Origin of the sequence: Paenibacillus oryzae, assembly GCF_001675045.1 — a bacterium.
Classification (GTDB): Bacteria; Bacillota; Bacilli; order Paenibacillales; family Paenibacillaceae; genus Pristimantibacillus; species Pristimantibacillus oryzae.
Window position 1 is genome coordinate 56,008 of record NZ_LYPA01000045.1, and the last position, 23,182, is coordinate 79,189.

Here is a 23,182-nt window from a genome sequence, read left to right on the forward strand (position 1 = left end):
AGCTCACTCTTTATACGAAAATTCATACAAAATGCGGGACATCGCGAGATCGCAACATCGCCATATCACACCACCATACCATCGCACCACGCGCTATCTCCTCTAATTCTTGTACATGCGCGCCCCAATTTCAAGTACGTCTTTATTGCAAATCAGTCATAAAATCCCGCTGCGCCTGATTGTTAAACATCAGCGCTTGTCCGATGCCGCGTTGCTCGCCAGCTGCTTGTCCGATGGCGCATGGCTGGCCAGCTCATCGTCCCCGTCCTCGTCGCCCGCATCATCTGTGGCAACCTCGCCGCTGATCGCATGGATAAAATAAACCTTGCCATCCTCCAGCGTTACGCGCCAGGTCGGTGCCGACACCTGCTTTTCGGAATCGAAAATTTGACCGTGATAGCCCAATTGAATGTCGGTTATGACCGAACCTTCCTCCAGGTAGGTTTCGATCAGGCTGGCTACAACCTTGGCGGCGGGCAGTACCTGCCTGGGCTCCCCAATTCCCACCAGCTCGACCTGATCCTGAAGGAAGCCGGTTATTTTCAAGTTACTGATAAACAGCTCCAGCTTGATATTAAACATCGGCCTTCCTTCAACCATCCGGTTTAACACAAAAACCCCGTCCCTGCTGCTATGCAGATCATAGGCATATTGATCAATTTCGGGAATTTGGCCGCTTAACCTTTTGTTCAGCTCCGATTTGGAAAAGTTAAGCGCGCTGTCCACCGGCGTTTTCAGCGGCAGCGGCTCGCCCTCTCCATGCTCTGGCCTGCTCGTATGGAGCAAATAAGTCAAATCGCCCAGCTTTGGCGTATCCAGCGGAAGATTAGCGGTAAGCGATATTCGCTTCTGCTGCATAAGCAGCAGCTTGTCCTGGGGCAGCTCCGCAAATTTGATATTGGCGTCTAATTGCTCCCGAACATCCAGCCAAAGCTGATAGCCTAGCAAAATATTCAGCAGAAGAAACGATATAATCATCACGCTTTTGGCTCTGCCCCAATCCAAGCACTTCACCTCCGCCTTATCAGCTCATAATCATCGTTTCATTTCATTGGGACGAGCCCGTTCCATCCAAAGCATCCCGGTCTTCGTCATCAGGCTGCCCGCTATCTGTCTCGCCATTTGCTCCGACGCTGTAAGCATCCTCCTGCTCGCCCGCTTCGGTTCCGGCCTTCCCAAGCTGGCCATCCTCGCTGCCATTGCCTCTAGCGGAGGCAAGCTCGGCTCCAGAAGCACCCGCGCCCGGCTCCAGCTCCTGAGCTGTTCCGTCACTGCCCAATCCGAAGTCACTGCCGTCCTGGCCGTTACGGGAAACCCCATCCGGCGAATTTTCGCTTGTTGCAGAACCGGATTCAGACGTTCCTTCTACCTCTGAGCCGTCTTGTCCCGCAGGCGCTCCATCCCCATTTTCGCCGCCAGGGCCCTCCGGCTTGTCGACGCTTGGCGGAGGCTCATACCCTGCAGGATACGCCTCCAGCAGAATTTCCTCGGTGCCATCCTTCAGGCGAACCGCCCAGACCGGCACAAACTGCAAGCGGCTATTGTCCAGCGGATTTGCTCTCAAGGCCGGGAATATTGCTGCCACCTGATCTCGCTTCGCATAAGACGCAAGCCGATTCTCCAGCGTTTCCCCGCCCTGCAGCCACCGCGGGTTGCGAGCTTCCCACTTAGGCTTCAGCGTCAGCAGAGAGCGGCTATACTCCGTCACCACGCCTTGCTGCAGCGTCAATCTCATATAGCCGTAACGGAACGGCGAATAGTCAATAATGGGATATTCCTCTACATATTTGCGGAAGCTGACGTATTTTTTCTCCTCCGCCGGCGTGGCGCTCATCAGCCGATGACTGCCGTCCCAGCCGCCGTGCTGGTTGATAAAATCAACCGACGCATATACATTTTCGCTAAACTGGAAGTCGCGGCTTTGTCCTGCGGCAGAGTTGGTATAGCTGATCCACATGCCATTTTGCTCCACCTTGAGGCCGCGTTTGCCATCCGTAAAAATCTCCGACCCGCTGCGATCCACAATCGCTTTGGTCGTGCTGGAATCAAAAAACAAGCTCCGCTGCATCTGCTCCGGCGAATACATCTCGTAGGGATACACCATCTCCGCCGCTTGAATTGGCTCGTCCGGTATATACAAGCCGTCGTCCGTCATCCGGTAAGGCGGCAAATGCTCGCCAAAGCCGACATAATCCTGCACGTCCCGAACGGTCAAGTCGGCGCGGACCGCTTCATATACGTTTTCGCCATCGCTGCTGAAGAAAAACGCGCGAACCTCCTCGGAATCGCTAAGCTTGAGAATCCAGATTTTCTGAATCCGCTCGTTCAGGAACAGCAGGTCGCCCTCCAGCTTCAGCATCTTCTGCAAAAGATCGACCGGCACGCCATTGCCGAAGCGCAGCTCGATGCCCATTTCGTTCTTGCGTATTTCCTCCCAGTCCATCAGCATCGCCACGCTGCGCTGCAGTCCCTTGAACTCACGCCCCGCGATCCGCTGCTTCAGAATCATGTCGTAGAACTGGGTGCCCGGCCGAAGCACCGTATGCCGGTTTTCGCCCATATGGAGCACCAGCTCCTCCGGAAAAATAACGCCCTCCACGCTGGACGACACGCCCAGCGGCTCCGCATTGACATAATCCTGCTCGCTTCGCACCGTCGCTCCAAGACCGGGCATACTATAGGCGAGCAGATAGCTTTGCAGAAGACTAAGCGCAACCAGCGCGATCAACACGGCCGTTTTGGCTCTTTCCATCATTCCGGCTCGCCTCCTTCCTGCAACAGAGGCAGACTAAACGTTACCATGGTGCCTTCATTCAGCTCCGAATATAGCGCAATCGTACCGCCATGCGCTTTTACAATTTCCCGGGCAATGGACAAGCCAAGCCCCGTGCCTCCCATATTGCGGGAGCGCGCCTTATCAACCCGATAGAAGCGGTCGAAAATACGGCTCAGGTCCTTTTTCGGAATACCGATGCCGGTATCCTTTACGCTAATTTCGAGCAAGCTGCCATCGCTTGATCTTCTCGCAATAAGCTCGATGGAGCCGCCGTCCAGCGTATATTTGATCGCATTAGACATCAGGTTGTCCAAAACCTGGTCGATCTGGTCGCGGTCCAGCCAAGCCGTATGCAGCTTGCGCTCCACACGAACCGATGCCTGAATGGATTTTTGCCGAAGCTGGAAGGAAAAGCGGTCCGCCACCTCGTCCAGCATATCGTGGATTTTGGTCGCGCGCCGCCGAAGCGGAGCCTGGTTGGAGTCCAGCCGCGAGAGATGCAGCAGATCCGTTACAAGACGGATCATCCGTTCCGTCTCATTGCTGATTACGCCAACAAACCGCTCCGATAGCTCGCGCTCCTCCAGCGCGCCGTCGCCCAGCGCTTCCGCATAGCTTTTGATCGTGGTCAGCGGCGTGCGCAGCTCGTGGGATACGTTCGCCACGAACTGGCGGCGGGACTGCTCCAGCTTTTCCTGCTCCGTCGCATCCTGCAGGAGCGCAATCGTGCCGGTAATGCCCTTATCCCGGCGGTGAATCGGCGTAAACGTCACCTTAAGCAGTGTTTCCTCGCTATCTCCATCCGTTTCGCCCGGGCTTTCTCTCGTAATAAGAAGCGTCTGGCCCTTGCCCTGCCGAAGCTCCGACAGCTTCTCGGGCCCCAGCATCAGCAGCTCCGACAGCTGCGCTCCCTGAAAGGTTTCCGCATCCATCAGTTGAAGGGCCCGACGATTCCAGACAATAATAGTGCCGTGCTCATCTGCCGCCAAAACGCCGTCGCTCATATTGGAGAGAACTGATGTCAGCTTCTCGTTTTCCTCCTCGTTGGCGGACAATGCGTCCTTCAAGCGGGAGGTCATATCGTTAAACGCCATGCTGAGCCTGCCGATTTCATCGTCGCCCAGAACAGGAGCTTTCAGGTTAAAATTCCCTTCCGCCATCGCTTCCGCTTGCCGCGTCAGCCCCTTGATGGGGCTTGTAATGGTGTGCGCCAGCAAAATACCCAGCATGCCCGTCAATCCAAGCGCAATCAGCGTCCCGGAGAAAAAAATCTGGTTGACCCGATTAACCGTTTCATAAAGCTGCGTCATCGACGCCTCCACGTAAACCGCGCCAACAACCTTGTCATTGTACATCACCGGAATGGCAATCATTTTTTTGCGGGAATTATCGTCGTCAATAAACTCTTCTTCGTTGTCGGGGATGTTTTGCAGCGCCCGGCTGACCGCAAGCTTGTTATTTTTTTGCCCGATGCGGGACTGATGCGATTGCAGGGAGGTCGCTACGATTTTCCCGTTGGCATCCAGCACCTGCACCTCCGCCCCGCTGATGCTGAACAAGCTCCGCACTACAAGATTGAGGTCCTCCGTCGTATTTTCAGAGGAATCGCTGTCCGTTTCCAAATTAGGCAGCAGACTGGGAGCGGCGAACTTGGACAAAATATCCGCCTGCTCCTTCAGATTGTTCGTAAAGCTGGTAATAAGCGAGTTTTTGACGGTGCTGATAAAATAAACCCCGATCAATTGCATCGCAACCAGAATCAGCAGCAAATAAATGATGACGAGCTTGACTTGGATGGTGCGGAAAAATTTCCGGCCTTTCATCCGTATCCGAAGCCTCCCGTTTTAGGATTGCGCATCATATACCCTAGCCCGCGCCTGGTCATAATGTATTCCGGACGGCTGGGATCATCCTCGATTTTTTCGCGGAGACGCCGAATGGTCACGTCAACCGTCCGCACATCGCCGAAATATTCAAAGCCCCATACCGCCTGAAGCAGATGCTCGCGCGTCATCACCTTGCCGCTATTGCGGGCCATATAATGCACGAGCTCAAATTCCCTATGCGTCAAATCAAGCTGCTCGCCGTTTTTGTAAACGACATACATGTCCGTGTCGATAAAAAGATTAAAGATCCGCAGCCCTTGCTGCTCGGCGGCTGCTTCCTGCGCCGCTTCGCCAGATGCGGCCTGGCTGAGCGTCTCCGCCGATTTGGTCTGACGGCGCAAATGCGCCTTGACCCGCGCCAGCAGCTCGCGCGTGCTAAACGGCTTAGTCACATAATCATCCGCGCCAAGCTCCAGTCCCAGCACCTTATCAATTTCCGTATCCTTGGCCGTCAGCATAATGATCGGCATTTGCAGCTTGGTCCGCACCTCGCGGCATACATCCATGCCATCCTTGACGGGCAGCATCAAGTCCAGCAGGATAAGATCCGGCTGCTCCTGGAAGGCCAATCGGACCGCCTCTCCTCCATCAAAAGCACAAATGACCTGGTGGCCTTCCTTTTCCAGGTTGAATTTCAGTATATCTGCAATCGGCTGCTCGTCGTCGACCACCAAAATTTTTCCGTGCATCGCTACACCGCCTGTCGCTTTCCTAATTTATTCACTCAAAACCGGATTTCATCCCGCTTGTCCGGTCTTCATCGTATTGCTTCTATTCTAACACAGGACTACTCCCCCTTCACAATGAAAGTTCCCTTATTTATGAGAGGAAGTTCAAAAAGCGCGCTTTCCATTACGCAGCATGCCTAGCGGCATGAGCGGCGTCGAATATAGGATTAACCCGAATCAAGCTTTCGCTTACGAAGTATGTTTCCTCCAGAAACATTTGAGTTGCTCACTTAGCTCCCACTAAGCTCCGCTACTCACCTTCTAGCTTCATCCTATCTTCTTGGTACTGAAAACCCCGCTTTTTGAACCTTTATTGAAGTGGAAGTTCAAAAAGCACGCTTCCCATTACACAACATGCCTAGCGGCATGAGCGGCGTCGAATATAGGATTCACCCGAATCAAGCTTTCGCTTACGAAGTATGTTTCCTCCAGAAACATTTGAGTTGCTCACTTAGCTCCCACTAAGCTCCGCTACTCACCTTCTAGCTTCATCCTATCTTCTTGGTACTGAAAACCCCGCTTTTTGAACCTTTATTGAAGTGGAAGTTCAAAAAAAAGCACCATCCGGGTTTCAAAATCCGGATGATGCTTTACTTATATAATAGATATGATTACAAATACTTAAGCGGGTTTTGGATAACCCCGTTTTTGTGAATTTCCAAGTGCAGATGGACGCCAGTAGAATTGCCGGTGCTGCCCATTATGCCAATGTAATCTCCTTTTTCCACCTTGTCTCCACTGCTAACCTTGTAGGAGCTGAGATGGCCGTAAACGGTTTTGTAACCATTTTTATGATCGATAATGATAGTATTGCCAAGTCCTTCTTTTCTGCCGACGAATTCAACCACGCCATTGTCGGCTGCCATAATGTTTTTGTTGCCGGTAAAGTCGACGCCGTTATGATTGCGGCCCCAACGCGGTCCGAACTTGCTGGTTACGCGGTAGTTTTTCACCGGAACCATAAAGCGGCCTGTGCCTTCTCCAAGCACAACCATTGTTCCTTTTTCAATAACCGTTGCCGTTGGCTCAGTCAGCACAACCTTTTCAAGCAACGTTTCGGATATTAAATACCCGTTTTCTTTTACAATTTCATACGTCAGACGCTGCGAACCTTCCGTGCCTTCTTTAATCGTTTTGCTTTCTCCGACCCTCATCTGGTCGTTCTTTACATATTCAACAGGGGCTGCTATCTTCTCCAGGTCAACATGCTGCTCCGTTGTACGAACCGTCAGCTCAGGCTGCAGGACAGTCAAATCAAGCTCGTCGCCAACCGTAATCCGGTCGCCTTCAATCCAAGGGTTATTGTCGTAAATCACTTGCGGCGAGATGTCGAATTTCAGAGCGATACGTCCGATAACATCCCCGGCTTGTACAACATATTTCGTTGGTTTGGTGCTTCCGTCAACAATTTTCTTGTAAACATCTTCCGCTTCCTGAATATCGTCAGGGTTTGTATTGAGCGGCTGCACGGCAACCTGCTCGACAAATTCTACATTCGTTACCTTAACGCCGGGTTCATTAGGATCTGCCGCCGCTTCGTCCGCTGCCTCATCCGCCTTGCCGTCAAAAGATAATGTCGATACGTTCTTTTGGCTTTTGCTCGCTGCTGCCAGCTCAGGCGCATATTTGCTCTGAACTCTGGCAAGAATAGCATCCGCCGTTTCCTGATCCTTCACAACTCCGATAACCTTGCCATCCACCTTAACCTCTACGCCAATTGCATACGAGTTGAAGTTGTTCTCAACCTTGGCCAACGTTGCTTCCGTTTCTGGAACAAACTTGAAGCCTTTGTCAAGCTCATATGTAATTTCGCCTGTCTCCAGCACCATATTGATGCCAGGGTTTGCGTCCTGAAGCGCTTTTGTTTTGGCTGCGACCATAGCCTCAACTTCTTTCGCCTCTGCAACCGTTCCAATCTCATTGCCGTCTATATATACGTGATAGTAAGGGAACGTATTTCGTTCGATATATTTGTTATACTGATCGTTTCCGATAAAGCCGGACGTTGTCAGAAGGATGATCACGCCACCAATGATAATGGTCGATTTTCTCTTCCAAAGTGGTGCGGGCTGGATCACTTCTTCCGCTTGCTTATCGGTATTACCTGTCAAGTCTTGCGAGCGCATGCGCCGAAAGTACTGGGTCGATTGCTCCCATACCTTCTTGATGCGACTCATATCCCTTAAACCGGCCATGATTGTCTCCTTTTCGCACTTTGCTGAGAGTTTTGCATGTCCAACGCTGCGCTTTATGCCGTACAAAACGGCAAAAAGGCGAATTCTCCCGTCGGATCACTCGCCTAATACTTTAACATAAGCCTTACAAATGGGGCAACCTTTCCGGTCACACCCTAATATTAATATTTTTTCAGAATCTCCATCATGCTATCGTATTCTTCGGCGTCAAGATGCTGCGCAAGCAGCTGTTGGATTTGAATTAACTCACCTTCTGTAAGCCCTTCCTCCATCAAAAAAGAGATGCTTTGAAGCGCTTCCTGCGGCAATTTCAGCATGAGCAAGCTGAAAATGTGATCCTTGTCGGCCTGGCTCATCTCAGCCTTGACGTCCAGCATTTCATCGGTTGTAACCGCCGTTTCCTCGCCCTCTATAGGTAGGCCTTCTGGACTATGATCAATGTCACTGCCCGCTTTGACCGGAGCTTCCTGCTCTATTTCTCCTAATACTTCGGCTGCATTAGGCATTTTTGTAGGCTCGGGGTCTTGCGCATCGCTTTCTTTTTCCCCTTCCTGCTGATTTTTCCCGTTCGCAAATCCCGTGCTCTCTTCCGCATCCGGTTTACTGCCTTCAGCGCCGCTCTCAGCCATCAAAGGTTCGCTGCCCCACAGCTTGCCCCAAACGCCTGATACCGCCATTGGAGGAACCTCCAGCGGCAGCTCGTATTGCTTCAATAGGCCCTCTACATAACTGGTTACGATATAGCCGGTTGTCCATATGCAGAGGAAGCTCAGAATCAGACCTCCCGCAACCAGCTTGGCCAGCCATACGATTCCTTTCAGCATCTCTCTCAACTCCTGTCTCTCGTTCCTACCATTATGGTCAAAAACAAGCCTTCCCATTCCTCTATTTCCCTAGCGCAGCGCATTTTGAGGATTTGCTGGACAGCCATCGACAGGATTTTTTACTCGCCGCTTCGCCACGAACAGCTGATTGGGCAATTCTGTTTCTCCATGCCAGCTTGCGACGATGATTTTTGTGCAGCTTAACTGCGATAGAAATTAGAAATGACTTGGGATTACGGGATGCGTCCATTTTTAGTCGAAGCTCCACGGCTTTAAGAAAGGTTTCCTGGTACAAATCGTCTGCATCTTCTTTTTTTCCCGTCAGCTTGCTGCAAAATCGGTAAATAGATGTACCGTGCAGCGTTACGACCTGAATCAACTCATCGATACCCAAGTTTCTTCTCCTTCCTGGATGGCCATTCATTTCCTTATTGTAACAAGGGAGGGATTTGGTTCATTTTGCATCCATGCCGTACAAAAAAAGAAAGACGACCAATTTGGCCGCCTTCTTCATTTGGAGCCCGCCTATGCGGATCAAGCTAATTTTATAACAACATTAACCATATATGGGAGGCTGAGGCGTGACCGTAAAGGAAATACTTCCTCTAAAATGATATCCTATCTTAGCCAGAGACAGACTGTATTAATGTCATGGTTCAGCCTCGCCTTACTGGAGGTTATTCAAAATCTACACAAAAAAAGCGCTGCGGGCAATCCGCAACGCCTTGGGCTTCGCTATTAAACATAAATCGGAACAACGGGATTTGTCTGCTCGCGGTTGCGTCCAACGGAGAATATCGCGATAGGAATACCTGTCAGCTCGGAAACGCGGTTCAAGTAGTTCAATGTGTTCTGAGGCAGGTCCTCCAGCTTTTTCGCGCCGGAAATGTCCTCGCTCCAGCCTGGATGCTCCTCGTATACCGCCTCGCACTCCGACAGCATCTTGAGGCTTGCCGGATAATGAGTGATGATTTCGCCGCGGTATTTGTAGCCTGTGCAAATTTTGACCGTTTCCAGACCTGTCAGTACGTCCAGCGAGTTGAGCGACAAGCCGGTAATGCCGCTGACGCGGCGGGCATGGCGGACAACAACCGTGTCGAACCAGCCGACGCGGCGCGGACGGCCGGTTACGGTGCCGTATTCATGGCCTTTGTCGCGAATGGTTTGGCCAATCTCGTTGTCCTGCTCCGTCGGGAACGGACCATCGCCAACACGCGTTGTATACGCTTTGGCAACGCCGATGACCTGCTGGATTTTGGACGGGCCAACCCCGGAGCCGATACAAACGCCGCCTGCGGACGGATTGGAGGATGTAACGAACGGATAAGTGCCTTGGTCAATATCCAGCATGACGCCTTGCGCGCCCTCGAACAATACCTTTTTGCCTTCGTCGATGGCGTCGTTCAGCACAACGGAGGTATCCGTTACGTAAGGACGAAGCACCTCGGCGTAGCCCAGGTAATCCTTGATGATCTGCTCCGTATCCAGCGGCTCTCCGCCGTATACTTGAACGATCATATTATTTTTTTCCACCATAATTTGGCTAACGCGCTGCTGGAACTCCTCGGCGTCCATCAGGTCGCTGATACGAATGCCGTTGCGGGCTGCTTTATCCATATAGCAAGGGCCAATCCCCTTGCGGGTTGTGCCAATTTTGTTGTCGCCTTTGCGATCCTCTTCCAAAGCGTCCAGCACCAGATGATAAGGCATAATGACATGGGCGCGGTCGCTGATTTTCAGATTGTCGCTCGAAAAGCCGTTGTCATGAATATATTGAATTTCGCTGATCAGGGCTTCCGGATTGATAACCATTCCGTTGCCGATTACGCAAGTTTTATTGTGATTAAAAATGCCTGAAGGAATCATCGTCAGTTTGTACTTTTTGTTGTCGATGAGGATGGTGTGTCCGGCGTTGTTTCCCCCTTGGTAACGGGCTACAACGTCAGCTCCTTCTGCCAGAAAGTCCGTAATCTTGCCCTTTCCTTCGTCTCCCCACTGTGTACCGACAACAACAACCGTAGACATAAACATACCCCCGTCCGATGCTTTCAAACATCGAAAATTACCGTCCTGCGAATGGTCCCGGCATTCTTTAGCGCGGCACACGGCAGAAGACAGCAATATTAGTGTAGCAGTCCCGCCATCAGAAGTCAAACAAAAAAACGAACAATTGCCATGGACCCATGACAATTGTTCGGATATTTACGAGGCCTGTGACGGATCGTGATGCGTTCTGTCGAGGCTGACGAATTTATTGTAGTTTTTCAGGAACACAAGCTCAACCGTACCGACCGGCCCGTTCCGCTGCTTGGCGATAATAATTTCGATAATATTCTTTTTTTCCGATTCCTTGTCATAGTAGTCGTCGCGATACAGAAACGATACAATGTCGGCATCCTGCTCGATGGAGCCGGATTCCCGAAGATCGGACATCATGGGACGTTTGTCCTGCCGCTGCTCAACGCCCCGGCTGAGCTGCGACAGCGCGATAACCGGCACTTCCAGCTCCCGTGCGATTTGCTTCAGCGTACGGGAAATTTCGGATACCTCCTGCTGACGGTTTTCGCCGGCTTTGCCGCGGCCCTGGATCAGCTGGAGATAGTCGATCAGAATCATGCCAAGTCCGCGTTCCTTCTTCAGGCGCCGGCATTTGGCGCGGATATCCGCTACGGTAATGCCAGGCGTATCGTCAATGTAAATCTGAGCCTCCGACAAGGCGCCAATCGCCATCGTCAGCTTCTCCCAATCGTCGCCCTCCAGCGTGCCCGTCCGCATTCGGGTGGCGTCTACGTTCGCCTCTGCGCAAATCATCCGCTGTACAAGCTGCGCGGCTGACATCTCCAGACTGAAAATGGCGACCGTTTCCCGAGCGCGTACACCGACGTTTTGCGCAATGTTCAGCGCAAACGCGGTTTTGCCCACGGAAGGACGGGCTGCCACGATAATCAAGTCGCTTCGCTGGAAACCCGCCGTCATTTTGTCCAGATCGACAAAGCCGGACGGAATGCCCGTAGTGCCGCCTTTATTGGAATATAGAAATTCAACCTTTTCGAATACCTCCATCAGCACGTCCCGAATGGAAATAAAGCCGCTGCTGGAACGGCGGTTGGAAATCTCCAATATTTTCTTTTCGGCATCGCTGAGCAATGCGCTGACATCCTCGGAATTGGCATAGCCGTCCGAGACAATATTGGTGGCGGTTCGAATCAACCGGCGCAGCATGGACTTTTCTTCCACGATTTGCGCGTAATAGTCCACGTTAGCCGCCGTCGGCACCGCATTCGCCAGCTTGGCCAAATAACCGACCCCGCCGATTTCCTCCAGCAGTCCGGCATCCTGCAAATGCGCGGTTAGCGTCACCAGATCGACAGGCTGGTTGTCCTCGCCGAGCTCAATCATCGCTTCATAGATGCGCTGATGAGCCGTTGTATAAAAATCCTCGCTGCGGACCCGCTCCATCGCCGTAATCAAAGCCTCCGGCTGTAGCAAAATCGCACCGATTACCGCTTGCTCGGCCTCCGTATTTTGCGGGGGAATCCGGCCCGACATCACTTCCATATCCATCCCGCAACCCACTCCCTTTTTATTCTTCGGTTGTTTGTACGTTTAGCTTGGCCTTCACGTCCGGATGCAGCTTAACGGGTACCTGGGTAACGCCCAGCGTGCGGATCGGCTCCTCCAGCTCGATTTTGCGTTTGTCGATCTTGATGCCTTGCGCAGCCAGAGCCTCCGCGATTTGCTTGCTGGTAATGGCTCCGAACAAACGCCCGCCTTCGCCGGCTTTCGCTTTTACGACTACCTTCATTTCCTCCAGCTTTTTACCGAGCTCCTGGGCGTCTGCCTTCTCCTGCTGCTTCCGCTTCGCTTCGGAGGCGTTCTGCACCTCAAGCGTCTTCAGATTGCCATCCGAAGCCGGCTTTGCCAATCCTTTTGGCAGCAGGAAATTGCGTACATAGCCTTCCGAAACTTCCTTGACTTCGCCTTTTTTCCCTTGTCCCTTTACATCCTGCAAAAAGATAACCTTCATTCAAATAACCCCTCTTCCGATTCAATTTGTTGTAGAACATCCTTAAGCTTGGCTGCAGCGTCCTCTACCCGGCCTTCAAGCTGGGCTGCCGCATTAGTCAAATGCCCGCCTCCGCCCATACGCTCCATGACAACCTGCACATTCATTCCGCCAAGCGAGCGGGCGCTAATGCCGATCAAGCCGTCAGGCCGTTCGCTAATGACGAAGGAAGCCAATATATCCGTCATATTAAGCAGCGTATCCGCCGATTGCGCAATAAGCACCTGCGGATTTCTCCGTCCATGCTCGGCAACGGCGATGGCAACATGATCATACAAAACCTCTGCATGCTTGATAATCTCCGCCTTGCTGACGTAACCTTCCAAATCCTCCTGAAGCATACGCTGAATCATCATCGTATCCGCTCCGTTACGGCGCAGGAAGGATGCCGCCTCGAAGGTTCTGGCGCCCGTCCGCATGGAAAAGCTTTTGGTATCCACCGTAATGCCTGCCAGCAGCGATGTCGCCTCGCGGATATCCAGGCTGATGCGTTCATGTATATATTGCAAAAGCTCGGTCACCAGCTCGCATGTGGAGGAAGCATACGGCTCCATGTAAACAAGGATGGCGTTGCTGAGAAATTCTTCCCCCCGCCTGTGATGGTCAATAACCACAATCCGGTCGGTCAACGTCAGCAGCCGGGGCTCCTTAACCATGGACGCCTTGTGCGTATCCACAACGACAGCCAGTGATTGAGGAGTTGTAAGCGCGAGCGCTTGCTCCGGCGTGATAAAGCGCTTCGACAAGCGTTCGTCTTCCCGCAGCAGCTCCATCATGCGGTCTATGGAGGGATTGACGCTCTCCAATACGATATAAGCTTCTTTATTGAACAGCTGCGCCGCCTTCAATACGCCAATCGCAGCGCCAATCGCGTCCATGTCCGGCATTTTGTGCCCCATGATGATGATATTATGGCTTTCGCGCATCATATCGCGCAGCGCATGCGCCACCACTCTGGCCCGGACGCGGGTCCGCTTCTCGACCGCATTGGTTTTGCCGCCATAGAAGGTCTGCCGTCCGCCAACCTTAACCGCCGCTTGATCTCCGCCGCGCCCAAGGGCGATATCCAGACTCATATGCGCCCATTGCCCAACCTCCATAATGGATTCCGCCCCTGCCGCAAAGCCGATGCTAAGCGTAACGGGTATTTTCTGATCGCCCGTCATTTCCCGCACCTCGTCCAGTACGACAAAACGGGAATGCTCCAGCTGGCGCAGCGTTTTTAGGTCGGTGATAAGCAAAAAACGATCGGAGGTCAAACGTTTCAAATAAATATGATACTTCTGAGCCCACTCCGTAATTTCCGACGTTACCTTCGATAGAAGCGAGCTGCGCTGGTGATCATCCAGCCCTTGCGTAACCTCCTCCAGGTTGTCGATCATAACCACGCCAAGCGATAGCTTTTCATCCTCGTATTTGCGTCCCAGCTGCCAAAGCTCCGTGACATTTTTGACATAGAGAATGCCTTCCTTGGGACGGAAGATCAATTGATACATGTGATTGCCTATCGTGGCCTCCACGATGCCCTCGCGTTCCTTGGCATGCTGCAGCGTCGGAAACAGCTCTGTCAGCGGCATGCCGATAGCCGATTCCTTCTCCGCCAGAGCCGCGATAAAGGGGTTGTGCCATTCCACAACCCGATCCTCATTGTAAAGAATGATGCCGAATGGAAGCTCGCTGATGACATCATTTCCGCCTTTTTTCACCCGATAAGATAAGGTGCCGAGATACGCCTTTAAATCCTTGCGGAACGCCCGCTCCGCCAGATAGCCGTAAAGGCCGACGCCAATGGTCAACGCCAGTCCCGCAGCGCCGGCAATCCAATGAAACCAGGCCAGCACTGCCGATAAGATCAGCATGACGGCCATCGCGGCGATATTATGCATTCCGTGCCATCTTGCAATTAGAAACTTTGGCATTTCATTTTCGCTCCCGTGCTATTGTTGTTTAGTAAACGACTTCCTGATCGGAAAAGCGGTGTCGAATACGCCAATTAAGCTAAGCGGCGGTATCAGCAGCACAGGAATAGCGATAAGTATGGGAACTGCCTTGTTCCACCCGCGATGATGCGCAATAAAGAAGAAAAAGCCTATGGCCTGGATTGCAAAAACATAACTCAGCAGCGGCACCAGATTCATCAGGGCGATGGCCATAAAGGATTCGCTGGTTGATGACATGAACAAATTGATCACGTAAGCGATCAAATAATAAATGACAAGCACGCGCGGCAGCTTCCAGTCCTTGGCTTCGGGAAACGCCGGCGCATCTACGCCGTCACGAGCGACAAACTTCCGGGCCACATAGTGAGACAGCACCGAATAGGTAAAAGCCATCACAATAAAGGTTAGCGGAATCCAGTTAATGACCGTTTGTATAAGCAGCTCCGTCTGTTCGGTTCCCCATCCGGCCGCTGCCAGGCTTTGCGCCATCGGCCCATCCAGTACTCCGCGAATTGTCATTTTCATCTCTTCCAGAAGCGACAGGTCAAGGAAAACCTCGAAGGCCAGCAGCTCCAGCATCAGCTGCGCCAGAATAACCAGGCTCGTTAAACGAATCACCTTGCCCGCAGACGTCCCTTTGCGGTACAAATGCCCCATTATGATGCCGGGCACCAAAAAGAAAAAGCCGATGATCAGAATGGAAGGACCAACTACCACAGATGCCAAAATCCAGGCCGGGAGCAGATGGAGTACAAACGCCCGCTTGGACAATGTCGCATACAGGTAGGCATAAGGCACCATCATAAACAAAAGCGCAATCAAGTTCAGTACAGGAACCGCAAACATAATCAGCATCAAAAACGCCGCGCCGCTCCAAAGCACCGGTTTCAAGCCCGTTTTCAATCCTTTCACCTCTTACCTATTTCATACTTGTTCATACCTGTTAAGACATTTACCACTCATTATATCACAAAAGCCATCTCCCGCACTCATCAACGGCATACGCAAAAAGGCCCGCAAGCAGCGTTTTTAATGCCAAACGCGCATTTGCGGACCTTAAAACAGTTGACGCTTTAGTTCCCTAAAGTTTTTGAGACATGCCCTTCTGGCAATAATCAATGATTTCGCTGCGTCTAACCAAGCCGATAAAATGATTCCGGTCATCCACCACGGGAACAAAATTTTGTACCTTAGCCAAAGAAATCAAATCGTCCATATTGGCGTCAATATTAACGGCACGGTTATTCAGCCTGAGCGGGACCTCAACCAGCTTCACCCTGCTGGTGGACTCAAAGGTAAGCTCCGGCCTGCTCTTCATAAACCAGAGCAAATCGCCCTCCGTCACCGTCCCGTAATAACCGCCTTCACTGTTCAGAATCGGCACCGCCGAATAACGATGATGCTCCATCCGCTCCAGCGCCTGCCTTAGCGTAGCGTCCTCCGACAAATACGCCACCTCTGCCTTCGGCAGAAGAAAAAATGCAATATTCATGAGCTTGCTTCACCCCGTTCTCTACCCTGCGCTGGATAGCGACTGAACCTCCTTCTTGATCCCCTCCGCCTTTTCCTCTTGATCCGGCAGAATCAGGCTCGATGATGGAGTGTCGCCGTCCAGCCAATTTTTAATCATCGTACGAACCTCGGCTAAATCCTCTTCATCCAAAAAATAATACCAGGTTCCGCCGCTCTTCAGCCGTCTTCCCTCTCCTTGCAGAGTGTGGCTGTGCATGGTCGTGCGCTGTTTCTGGACAAGCAGCGATTGCGCCAGATCAACTAGCTGGTTCGGACGCATATCGGTGCTGAAATTATTGCCCATAATATCGAGAAGGTCCGGAATTTTTGACCATGACTTCATAGCGGTTGCTTTCTCTATCATAGCATGAAGGAACTGCTGCTGTCGCTCCGTCCGGTTCATATCGCTGTCCTCGCGGTAGCGAACGAAATTGAGCGCATCAAGCCCGTTATAGGAAGGCTGCCCCGCTTTTACAATGAAGTAATCATGGTTGGGGTCCTTATTGATGATGTCCTTTTCGATAGGGAGCGATATGCCTCCCAAAGCATCCACCGCGTCGCGGAAGCCTTCAAAATTGATGGTGGCATAATGATTAACCGGCGCGTCCAGCAGCTTTTCCACCGTATCCATCGACATTCCCGCTCCGCCAAAAGCATACGCATGGTTGATCTTGTCCTCCCGGTCGCGGCCCACAATATCTACATAGGAATCACGCGGGACGGATACCAGCAGAATATTGCCATCGCTTGGACGCACAACCGCGTAAATCAGCGTATCGGATCTGCCAATCTCATGCTCTCTCTGGTCGACGCCCAGCAACAATACCGAGAATGGCTCCTGCTTGGTTTTGTCAACGTTCACCGGCTTAGGCTCGCGGCCTTCCACAGGCTTATACGTGTTCTCAAGCTTCTTCTCTACGGAGTCTTGCACGAACCAGTCAAACCCGGCCATCGCGATGGCTTCCCGGTTAATATAGGCAACGGCCAACAAAAGAATAAGTGCTGCTCCGATCGTATAAAAAATTTTCTTTTTTCGCGTTTTCATATAATCGCTCCACTTCATTGCAAATTAGTGCACATTTCTTCATTATCATTCTAGACGAAGCTTACAGCCAACTGGTTACAAAGCGATGACAAAAAACTGCTGGCAAATGTGGAATATTGTCGTTAAAAAAGAAGGTCTACAGCTCTATCCTATCGAATACAATCATAGCAACGATACTTTTTGGTAGAAAGGATGTATGAATAATATGCAACCGGTTCAAGTCAATCCCGATCCGTCATCAACCAATCTGGACCCCAAGGTGGCCGGACTGCTCTGCTATGCGCTTGGCTTTATAACCGGCATTATTTTTCTCGTGCTCGAGAAACAAAGTCGTTTCGTCAAATTCCATGCGCTCCAGTCCACTGCGGTGTTCGGCGTTTTGGTTGTGGTCAATCTCATTTTGGGCGTCATTCCCATCATTGGTGCGATTACATCCTTCATCCTTACGCCAGTGACCTTTATTATGTGGATAGCGCTTATGCTGCTCGCCCTGCAAGGGAAAATGTTCAAAATCCCTTTTATCGGAGATTGGGCAGAAAAAGAAAGCGTCAAGTTTTAAGACTGGGCGTTAATGTCCTATAACGCTTTTACCAAATGGCATCCTTATGGCTATATTGCCGCAAAGGATGCCATTTTCATGCATGCAAAAGGAATGAAACAGGCTCCAATCGGGGATTATGGGAAAAAGGAGTGACAACCATGACCCGATTATCAGCCAAAATCGCAATCAGCATTCTTGTGTTCGCCGTGATGATGGCAGGCGGAGCTTACCTCCATAACCGCAGCCTTCAACGAAACGAGCTGCCCTTCATTATGAACCCCGGCCCTGGCTATGCTCCCAAAGTTTCGGGCTTCTCCGGCGCCAGCCATGCCAACCAGGCGAGCCTTATCTATATGCCTTTTTTCCAGCCCCGGCAATATGTGCGCATCCTGCCCTCGAACCCTTTTCCGAACAAAAAGGAGCCGGATTTCGTACAAGGTTCCTCCACGATTAATTCCTTTGACAAATGAACCGTTGTCTCCTATTATGGATTCCAGTTGCTGCTATCTGTATTGCTAACAAGTTGTAGGATGTGGTCCATTATTATGAGAAAACAGTTTATGGTTATTGGCTTGGGAAGATTCGGTACAAGTCTGACGCGCACCTTGATCGCCAACGGGCATGAAGTGCTTGCCGTAGACAAAAATGAACAGCCTGTTCAGGAAATCGCCAATATCGCTACGGCGGCTCTTCAGGCGGATTGCACCGACGAAGCCGTGCTGCGGGAGCTGGGGGCGAGCAATTTCTCCCATGCCATCGTTGCAATCGGCGATGATTTGCAAGCCAGTATTTTGACGACCCTGCTTCTGAAGGAGTTTAAGGTGCCCAAGGTTACCGCCAAGGCGCGCAACGAAATGCACGGGAGCGTGTTGAGCAAAATCGGCGCCGATCAAATTATTTATCCCGAGCGGGACATGGGCATTCGTCTGGGCAACCAGCTTAGCTCCGACAATCTGATCGATTATATCGAGCTGTCGCCGGATTACAATTTGGCGGAGATCAAAGCTCCCGCCGCCATGAACGGCCGTTCCCTCAAGGAGCTTAACATCCGGGCCAAATACGGCTGTACCATCATGGCGATCAAAAAAGGCGATCAAATCAACGTGTCGCCCAAGGCGGAGGATGCAATCTATACCGGCGATGTGCTGCTTCTAATCGGCAGCAATGATGAGATTCGGCATCTGGAGAACGATTATGAACGTGCTTAGAGGCACTGTAAAAAAGGATATGTCTCCAATTGAGGCAGCCGTCAATTATTTAAAACACAAGATCAGTCCGCCGCAGCTTATAATCGGCGTTTTTCTAGTCCTTATTTTTTTTGGCACTATTCTGCTCAGCATGCCTTTTTCATCAAGCACCGGCCATTCGGTGGGGTTATTAAACGCCTTGTTTACAGCCGTATCCGCCGTTTGCGTGAACGGGCTCATCGTTATCGATACGGGCACCGCATTTTCGGTGATAGGCCAAGTTGTCATTATGCTTCTGATTCAAGTCGGGGGCATCGGCTTTATGACCGTCGGCGTCATGGTAGCTATTCTTTTGGGCAAAAAAATTGGCTTGCGCGAGCGGCTGATCATTCAGCATACGACGCAGTCCACCTCCTCCCAGGGGTTAGTAAAGCTATCCATGTACATGGTTCTCATTGTATTTATATTGGAATCCATCGCCACCCTTATTCTGACGTTCCGCTGGCAGGATGAGATGGGGCTGGGACAAGCGGCTTATTATGCCCTGTTCCATTCCGTGTCCGCCTTTAACAACGCCGGCTTCGCCTTATGGAGCGACGGACTCGCCCAGCATGTAGGAGATCCCGTCGTCAACATGACTATTCTTATTTTGTTTATTGTAGGCGGCCTGGGATATATCGTAATCGTGGATATTTTCCGCAAGCGCTCCTGGCGCAAGCTGTCCACCCATTCCAAAATCGTCCTTGTATCGTCCGCGCTTCTTACCGTTGCCGGCTTTCTGCTGCTGTTTCTGCTGGAGAGCTGGAACAGCGTCACCTTTGGGCCGCTGGGCTTCTGGGAGCGAGTCCAGGCCGCGTTATTCCAAAGCTTGACGCCGCGCAGCGCAGGCTTTAATACCATTGATATTGGCAGTATGCTTGCCGTATCCCAATTTCTTCTTATTATTTATATGTTTATCGGAGCGGCTTCCGGGGGAACCGGGGGCGGGATCAAAATCAATACGCTTTTTGTGCTGCTGCTGGCTACCATCAATACGTTTCGGGGCGGTGGCCAGATTCATGCCTTCAAGCGCAGAATTTCTCAGGAAACGGTGAACCGGGCGCTTGCGGTTGTTATCAGCTCGCTTACTTGCGTGCTGCTGGTAACGCTGGTGCTCACAATAACCGAGGATATGCTGGAGGATCATTTTTTGGAGGTGCTGTTTGAGGCTACGTCGGCTTTTAGCACCACAGGCATGTCGATGGGTCTGACACAGGACCTGTCTCCTGCCGGAAAAATCATTGTCGCCATCACCATGTTTGTGGGACGACTTGGTCCGCTCACGCTGGCTTTTGCCCTTTCTCAGAAAAAAACAACCTCCAAAATCGGCTACCCCGAAGACAATGTGCTTATCGGTTAGCAAAATAAAAGGGCTGGGCGGGAAAACGCGAGGTTTTCCGTCCAGCCTTTTATGCGCCTGCATTTGCAGTTACTTAAAGGGCACATTGCCATCCTGTTGACCTGCATTGTCATCTGCCAAGTACATAAGCGCATCGCCATCCTGTTGGCCTGCATTGTCATCTGCCAGGTACATAAGCGCTTCGCCATCCTATAGCCTGCATTGTCATCTGCCAGGTACATAGGCGCATCGCCATCCTGTTAACCTGCATTGTCATCTGCCAGGTACATAAGCGCTTCGCCACCCTATAACCTGCTTTGACATCTGCACTATAACAGACATGGATGTCCCTTACAGAGGAAAAAATCAGCTTTTTCCCATTATAACGGACGAAAAGGACCGTTACAGCCTGAAAAAGAGCTCAGATGGCATGGTTTTGGGCTGTAACGGACATGAATGTCCAATATATTCATCAAAAGCTATGAAAATCACGGCTAGCGGACATTTTTGTCTGTTAGTTTATGGCTGATAGTTCACGCCCATTAGTTCATATCTCCCCGTTCACTCCCGCTAGTTCATGGCTCCGCTAGCTTATGCTTTTATCCGTCAAGTGAGCAGCAGGTTGATGCACCAACCTGCGCTGCCTCCCTTAGCCGTGAGTGCCCGATTGTGCAATAACCTGCGCGTATAACCGCAGCGCTAGGCACTAAATGATTTCTTTTCTCCTTCGCAGGTAGATATACAGCACAACGCCGGCAACGGAGCTTAAAGCCGCGCACAGCCCAATAACACCATATCCCGCTTGCAGTCCCGCCAGAAGTCCCTCATGCGAATCTCCGCCCGAGAGGCCTTTGACAAGCTCAATAACGCCGCCGATCAAATAATTGCCGATGACGCTGCCCACCCCCATGAGCGTGACAATGATCGTAATCGCCGTGTCGCTGCTATTGGGGTATCGTTTGGCGATAAAAGCCATTACGGTAGGATAAATCATCGCAATCCCGACTCCGGCTGCCGCAAACAAAAAGGCCAGCTCCTCGCCCCCCAGAATAGCGGCAAAGGTACATAAAGCAGACAACCCGGAAAAAATAATGAGCGACAAAACAAAACCGATCCTGTCCGTCAGCGGCCCAAGCAGCAGCCTTGCCAGCGCAAAACAGAGAAAAAAGGCAGACAGCATGCCCGAGGCCATAATCGTGTCCCACCTGTACGCTTTCTCCAGAAAGTTGACAAGCCAGCCGCCAACTGCCAGCTCCGAAACTACGCCAAAGGACAAAATAAGCACCATTAGCCATAACACACGGTCCTTCAGCAGCGTTTTCATCGGAACGCGATCCTCATGCTTAACCTCGTCGCCCGGAAACTTGCTGACCAGCGCAAAGCCAATCGGGATTAGCGACAGCATGAGCACAGCCATATACATTCCGCGCCAATCCAGCGTATAGCCGTTTATCGTCAGCTTCATCAGTCCCGTCGCGATGAGCGGCGCAACCGTTGAGCTGAGTCCATAAAACCCATGGGTCAGGTTCATCATCATGCCTGTATTTTTTACGAAGATACGCGCTCCCAGCACAGCTAATCCAATCTCCAGCATACCGTTTCCGATGTACATCAGAAAGTAAGACGACGAAAACAAAGCATATTGCTGCGAGACAAAAATAAATACGCCGGATAATGCCATCAGTCCAAAAGAAACGACAGTAACGGCTTTAATCCCCCATATCCGGGTCAAATATCCCGTAAACGAACAAGCGATCAGATACCCTAACGCATTCAACGACAGCAAGGTGCCAAGCTGCGATTCATTCAGCATGAAGTCAAATTGAATTCGCGGAATCGCCGGACCTTTAATATTTTCCGAAAATCCAAATATGATAAAGCCTATAAAAATGGTAGCAAGCTGCAACGCATATATTTTGTTGAAGCCGCTTTTTTGTTTTGCGATCTTTCCAGGTTCGCCCACTTTGTTTTGCTCCTTCAGCTTTGTTGGTCAACTAGCTTTCTTCTACACTGATTATAAGGGAAAGATAAATGGGGGGAAATAAGTACGGAGATGAAAATAATTATAGATAAAAGATCAGGCCATATAATAAACAAAAGACCCGCAAGAAAGGCACTTCAGGAGTGCTCCTCTTGCGGGTCTTTGCTTCGCCGGAATGAAACAGGCTGTCTCGCCTAAGAAGGGAGACAGCCTGTTATCAGACATCAGCTCTTTACTGCTTATTCAACCTATTCAGTTGTGTAAGGCAGCAAAGCGATCTGACGGGAACGTTTAATGGCAATTGTCAGCAAGCGTTGGTATTTCGCGCTTGTGCCAGTTACACGACGTGGCAAGATTTTGCCGCGCTCGCTAATAAACTTCTTGAGCAGATCCGTGTCTTTATAATCAATGTGAGTAATTTTGTTTACAGTGAAGAAACAAACTTTACGGCGTTTGTTGCGTCCGCCTTTACGTCCGCTGAACTTACGCTCTGGACGCTCGTCGCCGCCGTTCTCTCTTGGTTTGAAAGCCATGGTGTACATCCTCCTTGTCGTTGATATTTAAAATGGCAGATCATCTTCGGAAATGTCAATCGGGCGACCGTCATCCTTAAAAGGATCATTATTGCTATCGTTCCGTGATGAATTGCCGGATCGGTTTCCACCGCCGTAGGATGAGCCGGACGAGCTGCCTCCGCCGCCGTAGCCGCCTGAGTTGCCGCCCCCGCCGCTGCTGTATCCTCCACCGCCGCCATTATCCTCGCGAGGCGCTCCGCCTTCCCGATTGGACTCCAGGAACCGGACATTGTCTGCTATAACTTCCGTTACATAGACGCGCTTGCCCTCATTGTTCTCGTAGTTCCGCACTTGAATTCGGCCCTCAACCGCCGTAAGGCGGCCTTTGCGCAAGTAATTGGCACAGGTTTCAGCCAGCTGACGCCAGGTTACAACTGGAATAAAATCCGCTTCCCGCTCTCCTTGACCCGACGAGAACGGCCGATCTACAGCCAGCGTAAATTGCGTAACCGCAACGCCCGCGGGTGTATACCGAAGCTCGGGATCTCTCGTCAATCTGCCGATCAGAATTACACGGTTCAACATGCTTTCGCCCTCCCCATTGGACA

The 23,182-nt window shown here is 51.3% G+C and carries 21 protein-coding genes; 4 read left to right on the forward strand and 17 right to left on the reverse strand.

Annotation, left to right across the window (positions count from 1 at the left end; translation table 11 throughout):
• Positions 1 to 189: 189 nt before the first annotated feature.
• From yycI to A7K91_RS08215, 14 genes are all read right to left on the reverse strand, one after another.
• A complete protein-coding gene (gene yycI / locus A7K91_RS08150; RefSeq protein ID WP_068681517.1) occupies positions 190 to 1,005 on the reverse strand; it encodes a two-component system regulatory protein YycI in 816 nt (271 codons plus the stop codon).
• Positions 1,006 to 1,048: 43 nt separating this feature from the next.
• Entirely contained in the window at positions 1,049 to 2,755 is a 1,707-nt protein-coding gene (locus A7K91_RS08155) for a two-component system activity regulator YycH (RefSeq protein WP_068681519.1), read from the reverse strand.
• On the reverse strand, positions 2,752 to 4,599 hold the full coding sequence (gene walK / locus A7K91_RS08160; RefSeq protein WP_068681521.1) for a cell wall metabolism sensor histidine kinase WalK: 1,848 nt from the start codon (positions 4,597 to 4,599) through the stop codon (positions 2,752 to 2,754). The genes A7K91_RS08155 and walK overlap by 4 nt, the downstream gene beginning before the upstream one ends.
• Positions 4,596 to 5,351, reverse strand: a complete 756-nt coding sequence (yycF, locus tag A7K91_RS08165; RefSeq protein ID WP_068681523.1) for a response regulator YycF — start codon at positions 5,349 to 5,351, stop codon at positions 4,596 to 4,598. The genes walK and yycF overlap by 4 nt, the downstream gene beginning before the upstream one ends.
• A gap of 650 nt (positions 5,352 to 6,001) precedes the next feature.
• Positions 6,002 to 7,585, reverse strand: a complete 1,584-nt coding sequence (locus A7K91_RS08170) for a M23 family metallopeptidase (RefSeq protein ID WP_068681525.1) — start codon at positions 7,583 to 7,585, stop codon at positions 6,002 to 6,004.
• A gap of 161 nt (positions 7,586 to 7,746) precedes the next feature.
• Positions 7,747 to 8,409, reverse strand: coding sequence for a hypothetical protein (locus A7K91_RS08175; RefSeq protein WP_068681527.1), 663 nt, complete (start codon positions 8,407 to 8,409; stop codon positions 7,747 to 7,749).
• Positions 8,410 to 8,470: 61 nt separating this feature from the next.
• Positions 8,471 to 8,803: an RNA polymerase sigma factor gene (locus tag A7K91_RS08180; RefSeq protein ID WP_068681529.1), complete on the reverse strand. Its 333-nt coding sequence runs from the start codon at positions 8,801 to 8,803 to the stop codon at positions 8,471 to 8,473.
• Between the two features lie 344 nt (positions 8,804 to 9,147).
• The gene (locus A7K91_RS08185) at positions 9,148 to 10,434 is read right to left on the reverse strand and encodes an adenylosuccinate synthase (RefSeq protein ID WP_068681531.1); all 1,287 of its coding nucleotides are present in this window, start codon (positions 10,432 to 10,434) and stop codon (positions 9,148 to 9,150) included.
• 177 nt (positions 10,435 to 10,611) lie between these two features.
• Positions 10,612 to 11,973 carry a replicative DNA helicase gene (gene dnaB, locus A7K91_RS08190; protein ID WP_068681533.1) on the reverse strand — a complete coding sequence of 454 codons (1,362 nt, stop codon included), beginning with the start codon at positions 11,971 to 11,973 and terminating at the stop codon, positions 10,612 to 10,614.
• 19 nt (positions 11,974 to 11,992) lie between these two features.
• Complete coding sequence (rplI, locus tag A7K91_RS08195) at positions 11,993 to 12,436, reverse strand: 50S ribosomal protein L9 (protein ID WP_068681535.1); 444 nt, start codon at positions 12,434 to 12,436, stop codon at positions 11,993 to 11,995.
• Complete coding sequence (locus A7K91_RS08200) at positions 12,433 to 14,394, reverse strand: DHH family phosphoesterase (RefSeq protein ID WP_068681537.1); 1,962 nt, start codon at positions 14,392 to 14,394, stop codon at positions 12,433 to 12,435. Before A7K91_RS08200 ends, rplI begins: the two co-directional genes overlap by 4 nt.
• Positions 14,395 to 14,412: 18 nt before the next feature.
• Positions 14,413 to 15,327, reverse strand: coding sequence for a DUF2232 domain-containing protein (locus tag A7K91_RS08205; RefSeq protein WP_082967304.1), 915 nt, complete (start codon positions 15,325 to 15,327; stop codon positions 14,413 to 14,415).
• Positions 15,328 to 15,496: 169 nt separating this feature from the next.
• Positions 15,497 to 15,907: a CBS domain-containing protein gene (locus tag A7K91_RS08210; protein WP_068681541.1), complete on the reverse strand. Its 411-nt coding sequence runs from the start codon at positions 15,905 to 15,907 to the stop codon at positions 15,497 to 15,499.
• 21 nt (positions 15,908 to 15,928) lie between these two features.
• Positions 15,929 to 16,972 carry an LCP family protein gene (locus A7K91_RS08215; RefSeq protein ID WP_068681543.1) on the reverse strand — a complete coding sequence of 348 codons (1,044 nt, stop codon included), beginning with the start codon at positions 16,970 to 16,972 and terminating at the stop codon, positions 15,929 to 15,931.
• Positions 16,973 to 17,177: 205 nt separating this feature from the next.
• Between A7K91_RS08215 and A7K91_RS08220 the strand changes: the two genes are divergently transcribed.
• The 4 genes from A7K91_RS08220 (at position 17,178) to A7K91_RS08235 (ending at position 20,099) form a co-directional block, all read left to right on the forward strand.
• Entirely contained in the window at positions 17,178 to 17,531 is a 354-nt protein-coding gene (locus A7K91_RS08220) for a DUF4870 domain-containing protein (RefSeq protein ID WP_068681545.1), read from the forward strand.
• 140 nt (positions 17,532 to 17,671) lie between these two features.
• Entirely contained in the window at positions 17,672 to 17,983 is a 312-nt protein-coding gene (locus A7K91_RS08225) for a hypothetical protein (RefSeq protein WP_068681547.1), read from the forward strand.
• 75 nt (positions 17,984 to 18,058) lie between these two features.
• Complete coding sequence (locus A7K91_RS08230; protein WP_068681549.1) at positions 18,059 to 18,721, forward strand: potassium channel family protein; 663 nt, start codon at positions 18,059 to 18,061, stop codon at positions 18,719 to 18,721.
• Positions 18,708 to 20,099, forward strand: a complete 1,392-nt coding sequence (locus A7K91_RS08235; protein ID WP_082967305.1) for a TrkH family potassium uptake protein — start codon at positions 18,708 to 18,710, stop codon at positions 20,097 to 20,099. Before A7K91_RS08230 ends, A7K91_RS08235 begins: the two co-directional genes overlap by 14 nt.
• A gap of 685 nt (positions 20,100 to 20,784) precedes the next feature.
• Here the strand turns inward: A7K91_RS08235 and A7K91_RS08240 are convergent.
• The 3 genes from A7K91_RS08240 to ssb form a co-directional block, all read right to left on the reverse strand.
• The gene (locus A7K91_RS08240) at positions 20,785 to 22,041 is read right to left on the reverse strand and encodes an MFS transporter (protein ID WP_425415650.1); all 1,257 of its coding nucleotides are present in this window, start codon (positions 22,039 to 22,041) and stop codon (positions 20,785 to 20,787) included.
• Between the two features lie 266 nt (positions 22,042 to 22,307).
• Complete coding sequence (rpsR, locus tag A7K91_RS08245) at positions 22,308 to 22,592, reverse strand: 30S ribosomal protein S18 (RefSeq protein WP_068681551.1); 285 nt, start codon at positions 22,590 to 22,592, stop codon at positions 22,308 to 22,310.
• A 27-nt stretch (positions 22,593 to 22,619) separates the two neighbouring features.
• Positions 22,620 to 23,159, reverse strand: a complete 540-nt coding sequence (gene ssb / locus A7K91_RS08250) for a single-stranded DNA-binding protein (RefSeq protein ID WP_068681553.1) — start codon at positions 23,157 to 23,159, stop codon at positions 22,620 to 22,622.
• Positions 23,160 to 23,182: the final 23 nt, after the last annotated feature.

Coding starts and splice junctions, on each gene's coding strand:
- rpsR (WP_068681551.1), bottom strand. CDS start 22,592: ATGGCTTTCAAACCAAGAGAGAACGGCGGCGACGAGCGTCCAGAGCGT.
- A7K91_RS08175 (WP_068681527.1), bottom strand. CDS start 8,409: ATGCTGAAAGGAATCGTATGGCTGGCCAAGCTGGTTGCGGGAGGTCTG.
- A7K91_RS08230 (WP_068681549.1), top strand. CDS start 18,059: ATGAGAAAACAGTTTATGGTTATTGGCTTGGGAAGATTCGGTACAAGT.
- dnaB (WP_068681533.1), bottom strand. CDS start 11,973: ATGGATATGGAAGTGATGTCGGGCCGGATTCCCCCGCAAAATACGGAG.
- yycF (WP_068681523.1), bottom strand. CDS start 5,351: ATGCACGGAAAAATTTTGGTGGTCGACGACGAGCAGCCGATTGCAGAT.
- A7K91_RS08185 (WP_068681531.1), bottom strand. CDS start 10,434: ATGTCTACGGTTGTTGTTGTCGGTACACAGTGGGGAGACGAAGGAAAG.
- rplI (WP_068681535.1), bottom strand. CDS start 12,436: ATGAAGGTTATCTTTTTGCAGGATGTAAAGGGACAAGGGAAAAAAGGC.
- ssb (WP_068681553.1), bottom strand. CDS start 23,159: ATGTTGAACCGTGTAATTCTGATCGGCAGATTGACGAGAGATCCCGAG.
- A7K91_RS08215 (WP_068681543.1), bottom strand. CDS start 16,972: ATGAAAACGCGAAAAAAGAAAATTTTTTATACGATCGGAGCAGCACTT.
- A7K91_RS08170 (WP_068681525.1), bottom strand. CDS start 7,585: ATGGCCGGTTTAAGGGATATGAGTCGCATCAAGAAGGTATGGGAGCAA.
- A7K91_RS08220 (WP_068681545.1), top strand. CDS start 17,178: ATGCAACCGGTTCAAGTCAATCCCGATCCGTCATCAACCAATCTGGAC.
- A7K91_RS08235 (WP_082967305.1), top strand. CDS start 18,708: ATGAACGTGCTTAGAGGCACTGTAAAAAAGGATATGTCTCCAATTGAG.
- A7K91_RS08225 (WP_068681547.1), top strand. CDS start 17,672: ATGACCCGATTATCAGCCAAAATCGCAATCAGCATTCTTGTGTTCGCC.
- A7K91_RS08200 (WP_068681537.1), bottom strand. CDS start 14,394: ATGCCAAAGTTTCTAATTGCAAGATGGCACGGAATGCATAATATCGCC.
- A7K91_RS08155 (WP_068681519.1), bottom strand. CDS start 2,755: ATGATGGAAAGAGCCAAAACGGCCGTGTTGATCGCGCTGGTTGCGCTT.
- A7K91_RS08210 (WP_068681541.1), bottom strand. CDS start 15,907: ATGAATATTGCATTTTTTCTTCTGCCGAAGGCAGAGGTGGCGTATTTG.
- walK (WP_068681521.1), bottom strand. CDS start 4,599: ATGAAAGGCCGGAAATTTTTCCGCACCATCCAAGTCAAGCTCGTCATC.